We start from the raw sequence: 6,736 nt of genomic DNA on the forward strand, positions 1-6,736 counted from the left end.
TTTTCAGCCGGTGCCGATTTAGCCTGGATGAAATCGATGGCGGATAACAACTACGCCGATAACCTAGCTGATTCGATGCAATTGGCTAAATTAATGCAGGTGCTGGCAAACTCGCCCCACCCTACAATTTGTGCTGTGCAAGGTGCTGCTTTTGGTGGTGCACTGGGCTTAATTGCCTGTTGCGACATAGCCCTTAGTAAAGACGATGCGCAATTTTGTTTAAGCGAAGTAAAGCTGGGTCTTATTCCTGCGGTTATTAGCCCGTATGTCATTAAAGCGATTGGTGAGCGCGCTGCTCGCAGGTACTTTTTAACGGCTGAAGTGTTTGATGCCCATACTGCAAAACAACTTGGTTTAATTCATCAAGTAACCGGTAATTTAGACTGCGCGGTCGATAATATGCTGCAAACACTGATTGATAACGGACCTGTTGCAGTAAAAGCCGCAAAAGCATTAATTAACGATGTAGCAAATAAAGAAATTACCGATGAACTCATTGAGCTTACCGCAGAGCGTATTGCAAAAATTCGCGTATCTGAAGAAGGCCAAGAAGGGCTAACTGCTTTTTTTGATAAACGCCCACCCGCTTGGCAACTGTAGGATTGATTATGAACACACAACGATTACAAAAAATGCTGATTGCCAATCGTGGAGAAATTGCGTGCCGAGTAATGCGCACCGCAAAACAAATGGGCTTAACCACAGTCGCGGTTTATTCTGATGCAGACAAACATGCCCGGCACGTAAAAATGGCTGACGAGGCTTACCATATTGGTGCCGCACCAAGTAAAGACTCGTATTTAGTAGCAGACAAAATTTTACAAGTTGCCAAAGACTGCGGCGCTGATTGTATTCACCCGGGGTATGGTTTTTTATCTGAGAACAGCGAATTTGCTAAAGCCTGCGAAGCTAATAACATTGCTTTTATAGGGCCACCAGCAAGTAGCATTGAAGCAATGGGGTCTAAAACCCGCGCTAAAGAAATAATGGCAGCTGCTAATGTGCCATTAGTACCTGGTTATTATGGTGATAAACAAGACCCTGCTTTTTTACAAAGTGAAGCTGAAAAAATTGGCTACCCTGTACTAATTAAAGCCGCCTTTGGTGGCGGTGGTAAAGGTATGCGCGTTGTACAAAAAGCAAAAGACTTTATGAGCGCACTACAAGGTGCGCAACGTGAAGCGATTGCCGGTTTTGGTAACGACTTAGTGTTATTAGAGCGCTATGTAAACCAGCCTCGCCATGTTGAAGTGCAAGTATTTGCAGATAACCATGGCAACTGTGTCTATTTAGGCGATCGTGATTGTTCTTTGCAACGTCGTCACCAAAAAGTAATTGAAGAAGCCCCTGCTCCGGGTTTATCTGACGAACTACGCAAAGAAATGGGCGAAGCGGCTGTGCGTTGTGCATTGGCTATAAATTATAGAGGCGCAGGTACGGTTGAGTTTTTACTGTGTGGCGATGAATTTTTCTTTATGGAAATGAATACGCGCCTTCAAGTAGAACACCCTGTGACCGAAATGGTAACCGGTGTAGATTTAGTCAATTGGCAAATTAATATTGCAGGTGGGCAAACATTGCCACTGACACAAAGTGATATTCAATTGCAGGGTCATAGCTTTGAAGCGCGAATATACGCAGAAGATCCAGCCAACGACTTTATCCCGTGTTCGGGCACTATTGAAGCACTACACACACCGCTTAACAGTGAATTTGTACGCATTGATACAGGCATTGCACAAGGCGACGAAATCAGCCCGTATTACGACCCGATGATTGCAAAACTTATTGTGCACGACGGCAATCGCGAACAAGCACTGAGCCGTTTACAACACGCTCTTGAGCAATTTCATTTAGCGGGTTTTAGCACTAACATTGGCTTTTTACATAATTTAGCAAGCCACCCTAAGTTTAAACAAGGTGCGCCAAGTACGCACTTTATTGCAGAGCAAGGCGACTCGTTAGTTACTGTTGATGAATCGTTATTGCAAGCAAGTCAGCTTATTGGTGCGTTTGCCTATTTAGAATCGTTAACTAGCACACAAAGTGCGCCAAACAGTGCAAGCCCGTGGCAACAACTAACTGGTTTTACACTCAATGCACCGCAAGCAATTAAAGTCCCTTTTGCCGATTTGCACCTAAGCGCTATAAAAACGACAGCGGGCTATAGTATTACGCATAACGAGCACGTTTTTAATCTACAAGGCACATTAAATAGTGGTCTTTGCACTGTATTTATTAATGGTGAAAAACATACCGCGCACGTAACTACGGTAAGTAATAATACTGTTGGCAATAATACCGTAGCCAATATTGTCACTGTTATGAATAAAGCGCTGCAAACTAAGCTTGAACTAGTTGATAAGCATTATATTAGTTCGCACGAAAGCGAAGCACTGCCACTTGCCGCGCCGCTTAATGGCACGGTAGTTAAGCACTTAATCGACATTGGTAGCACAATTACCAAAGGTGATGCGGTTGTTATTATTGAAGCCATGAAAATGGAATACACGCTTAACGCACCGCATGACGGAATTTTAAAAAGCTACTGTTTTGGTGAAGGCGAATTAGTCACGCATGGCGCTCTACTTGCGATAGTAGAAGATACGACTGAGGAAGCATAATGAGTGCATTTCCAAGTAAAGTTCGTATTGTTGAAGTTGGCGCCCGAGACGGCCTACAAAACGAAAAAACAGTAAGCACAGCCGATAAAGTAACACTTATTAACGCCCTAAGTGCTGCAGGTTTAAAAGATATTGAAGCTGGCGCGTTTGTGTCACCTAAATGGGTGCCACAAATGGCAGACTCAGCGGATGTAATATCAGCCCTTAATTTACCCGATGTAAATTTAAGCGCCCTTACACCTAACTTAAAAGGTGCACAAGCAGCGCACGCTGTCGGCATTAAAGAGTTTGCTATATTTACCGCTGCAAGTGAGTCGTTTTGTCAAAAAAACATAAACTGCTCAATAGAGCAAAGTATTGAACGCTTTAGCGAAGTAATGGCGTTTGCTAAAGCGAATAATATCCGCGTACGTGGTTATGTAAGCTGTGTGCTAGGTTGCCCCTATGAGGGTGAGGTTGACCCACAAGCAGTACTAAGTGTATCGCAAAAGCTATTAGATTTAGGGTGTTACGAAGTAAGCCTTGGCGATACCATAGGTATTGGCACCGCTAAAAAAGTAGCGCAGTTAATAGAGTTACTTTTAACCCACATTGACAAAACTAAGTTGGCCGTGCATTTTCATGATACTTACGGGCAAGCGCTCACAAATATTTACGCAGCCTTAAGCCTAGGTATAGCAACGGTTGACGCGGCAGTCGCAGGCCTTGGTGGCTGTCCTTATGCTAAGGGTGCGTCAGGAAATGTTGCCACCGAAGATGTAGTTTACTTACTGCAAGGGCTTGGCATTGAACACGGAATTGATTTACAAAGGTTAAGTGAGGCTGGCTGGGAAATAACCAAAGCACTTGGTAAGCAACCTGTGAGCAAAGTATCTGTGGCACTACACACTAAATAACCTGAGCTCTGGATAATAAATCTATCTCGAGCAGCTATTTTCAGCGCTAACTGCGTTGAATTTACTTGCAATAGGCCAGCTATTGATGCGTAAATTAGCCTTATTTTCACTGAAAATCTCTGGCTAGATAAAATAAATTTAAATATCAACCTAATTCAATATGTTAGTAAATCTCTTGACCAGAGTTCAGGTTAAATAGCTATCTTATAAAATGATGATTAAAGATAGTTGACAACAAATAGCACACAATGAGGAGAGATCCATGGCCGGTTTTGATAAGGTAGTTTATAGCTACGAAGCTGCAATGGAAGGATTAAAAGACGGCGATACCATTATTGCCGGTGGTTTTGGTTTATGTGGTATTCCTGAGGGCTTAATTAAACAAATTAAGCACATGCAAACAAAAGACTTAACCGTGGTATCTAATAACTGTGGTGTTGATGACTTTGGTTTGGGTATTTTATTACAAGACAAACAAATTAAAAAAGTAATTGCCTCATACGTTGGCGAAAACGCCCTATTCGAGCAGCAGTTATTAAGTGGCGAAATTGACGTTGAGCTTACACCGCAAGGTACACTTGCTGAAAAAATGCGTGCTGGCGGCGCAGGTATACCTGCGTTTTATACCGCAACCGGTTACGGTACCCCTGTGGCTGAAGGCAAAGACGTAAAAGAATTTAATGGTCGCCCTTATATTTTAGAAGAATCTATAACGGGTGAATTTGCCATAGTAAAAGCATGGAAAGCCGATCGCTTTGGTAATTTAGTGTTTAGACACACCGCCATGAACTTTAATCCAATGGCTGCAACGGCAGGTAAAATTACCGTTGCCGAAGTAGAAGAAATTGTAGAGCCGGGTGAGCTTGAACCAAGCCAAATTCATACCCCAGGTATTTTTGTAAATCGCGTTATTAAAGGCAGCTTTGAAAAACGCATTGAACGTGTAACAACACGAGATTAAGCAGGAGCATAATTATGGCACTATCACGTGAACAAGTTGCAATGCGCGTTGCACAAGAACTACAAGATGGTTACTACGTAAATTTGGGCATAGGAATTCCGACACTCGTCGCAAACTATGTACCTGATGATATTGAAGTTATGTTACAGTCCGAAAATGGCCTTTTAGGCATGGGTCCGTACCCTACTAAAGCAGAGCTAGACGCCGATATGATAAACGCGGGTAAAGAAACCGTGACAGCAGCTAAAGGTGCAGCCATATTTAATAGTGCAGATAGTTTTGCCATGATACGGGGTGGTCATGTAGACTTAACCGTTCTGGGTGCATTTGAAGTTGACCAGAACGGCAACATCGCATCGTGGATGATCCCTAAAAAGCTGATTAAAGGCATGGGTGGCGCGATGGATTTAGTCGCTGGCGCGAAAAATATTATTGTTACTATGACCCATGCAAGTAAGCATGGTGACTCTAAACTATTAGAGGCCTGCTCTTTACCGCTTACTGGCGTTAATTGCGTTAAAAAAATAGTAACAGACTTAGCCGTGCTAGAAGTTAAAAACGGCGCATTTCATCTACTAGAACGCGCTCCGGGCGTTACTGTTGATGAAATCATTAGTAAAACAGCAGGTAAATTACTTGTTGACGGTGAAGTACCTGAAATGGTTTTTTAGGCATTAGTTTAAAAATAACACTTTACCCTGTACCGACCTCATTCCCAGTGCCAATGGCGCTGAGTTACCCAAAATCCCTCGCAAGAGGGATTTTTTTATCTTTTCCTTTATTTTTTGGTCTTATTCATACATCTGTAGTAAATTTTATCTATAATACAAATATAAATTAAATGTAAGCGCTTAGATTCTTTGCACTATTTTGTGGATTGTCTGCACCTTTTTTGTGAACTAGTGTTGAATTTATTTTTAATCTACTGATATTTATACATTAAATAGTTGGTTCAAATTTTGCCTAAGTAAGGCGTCTTAATAAATTATATAATTCTGGAAAACATGCAAACTCCTATTCGTGGCCTTCGCTCTTTTTGTTTTGCCGCAAGAAGCCTAAGTTTTAAGCATGCAGCTAATGAGCTGTACTTAACGCCATCTGCGGTAAGCCATCAAATAAAACAACTTGAAGAACAACTTGGTATTGAGCTTTTTCAACGTAAAACGCGTTCAATTAGCTTAACCACAGCGGGTAAAAACTTTTTTGATGCTGTGTCTCCTATCATCACAATGTTAGAGAGCACTATTAATGAGTTTAGTCAGATGCAGCAAAATACAAATTTGACGATTACGCTGCCTGAATTTTTTGCCAGCGAACTACTTATGCCTAAATTAAGTGAGTGGACGTCAGAGCACCCTAATATAAACCTGCAAATGGACACGCTTAAAACACGCAAAGAGTTAACTCGTCATAGCGATTTATCTATTGTATTGTCCTCTGGTAAACCTACTGAAGGGTTAGCGACTGAGTTGTTTAACCTTGAATATATTCCTGCATGTAATAAAAAGTTACTCGACCAGTGGAAAGATGATCACCGCCAGGCACTTAATCAAGTACCACTTATTCTGCACAAAGCTCGCCCATGGGCGTGGCATCAATGGGCTGAAAAATCAGGAATAGATGATTTCTCTCCAACACAAATTATACAAATAGACAGTATGTTTGGTGTAGCGCGTGCTGCGCAGCAAGGCATGGGGATTGCACTTATACCATTACCTATTAGCCAAAGCTGGCTAGACGAGCAATGGCTATATAAGTTATTTGAGCAGCCTTTAACAACTAAAGATAAATACTATTTAGTGCAGCACGAATCAAGTACCCCTAATCACCCGCTTGATTTATTTGCAAAGTGGGTTGTGAATACATTTAGAAAAATACAAGAATGATCCCCTATTATACGAGTTCATTAATACAACCCACTATGTGTTGTATTATTGAACTCGTCTAAACCTCCCTGCAATTTTGAATAGTATTTTTTTATTTAAATACATAAGCTTAACGCCACGCATTAGACTAAAGTCTATAGTTTAATTTTTTTCACTCATTGGTTTCGTTTTTATCGTTTGTCGAAAATAAAGTTAAATATTAAAGTTACTTTATCAGCTCAAAACAACTTAGTTAATTTGTTTTTTAAGAGCAATAAATGCAACCTTTTGAGTTTTAGTAACTCAAAATTAGCAGTGAAAAGAATCTTATATTGTGTGTGTAAGATGTTGTCAGTGTGAAAAAGCGGTTCAAGTTAGGTGGTGACTTAG

Annotated in this window: 6 protein-coding genes; all 6 read left to right on the top strand. The window is 41.2% G+C overall.

Annotated elements, in window-relative coordinates; translation table 11 throughout:
- The coding region (locus P20652_RS17995; RefSeq protein WP_033017424.1) for an enoyl-CoA hydratase-related protein at positions 1 to 600 on the top strand (600 nt) is incomplete at its 5' end.
- An 8-nt stretch (positions 601 to 608) separates the two neighbouring features.
- Positions 609 to 2,624: an acetyl/propionyl/methylcrotonyl-CoA carboxylase subunit alpha gene (locus P20652_RS10015; protein WP_008168451.1), complete on the top strand. Its 2,016-nt coding sequence runs from the start codon at positions 609 to 611 to the stop codon at positions 2,622 to 2,624.
- A complete protein-coding gene (locus P20652_RS10010; RefSeq protein ID WP_008168453.1) occupies positions 2,624 to 3,520 on the top strand; it encodes a hydroxymethylglutaryl-CoA lyase in 897 nt (298 codons plus the stop codon). Before P20652_RS10015 ends, P20652_RS10010 begins: the two co-directional genes overlap by 1 nt.
- Positions 3,521 to 3,782: 262 nt before the next feature.
- Positions 3,783 to 4,481, top strand: a complete 699-nt coding sequence (locus tag P20652_RS10005) for a CoA transferase subunit A (RefSeq protein WP_008168455.1) — start codon at positions 3,783 to 3,785, stop codon at positions 4,479 to 4,481.
- Between the two features lie 14 nt (positions 4,482 to 4,495).
- Complete coding sequence (locus tag P20652_RS10000; RefSeq protein ID WP_008168457.1) at positions 4,496 to 5,152, top strand: 3-oxoacid CoA-transferase subunit B; 657 nt, start codon at positions 4,496 to 4,498, stop codon at positions 5,150 to 5,152.
- Between the two features lie 333 nt (positions 5,153 to 5,485).
- Positions 5,486 to 6,367: a LysR family transcriptional regulator gene (locus P20652_RS09995; RefSeq protein ID WP_008168459.1), complete on the top strand. Its 882-nt coding sequence runs from the start codon at positions 5,486 to 5,488 to the stop codon at positions 6,365 to 6,367.
- The last annotated feature ends 369 nt before the right edge of the window (positions 6,368 to 6,736 follow it).

This window comes from Pseudoalteromonas sp. BSi20652 (assembly GCF_000239855.1).
GTDB lineage: Bacteria > Pseudomonadota > Gammaproteobacteria > Enterobacterales > Alteromonadaceae > Pseudoalteromonas.

Bases quoted from the DNA above. Each gene is read 5' to 3' on its own strand.
- P20652_RS10005 (WP_008168455.1), top strand. From the start codon at position 3,783: ATGGCCGGTTTTGATAAGGTAGTTTATAGCTACGAAGCTGCAATGGAA.
- P20652_RS09995 (WP_008168459.1), top strand. From the start codon at position 5,486: ATGCAAACTCCTATTCGTGGCCTTCGCTCTTTTTGTTTTGCCGCAAGA.
- P20652_RS10000 (WP_008168457.1), top strand. From the start codon at position 4,496: ATGGCACTATCACGTGAACAAGTTGCAATGCGCGTTGCACAAGAACTA.
- P20652_RS10010 (WP_008168453.1), top strand. From the start codon at position 2,624: ATGAGTGCATTTCCAAGTAAAGTTCGTATTGTTGAAGTTGGCGCCCGA.
- P20652_RS10015 (WP_008168451.1), top strand. From the start codon at position 609: ATGAACACACAACGATTACAAAAAATGCTGATTGCCAATCGTGGAGAA.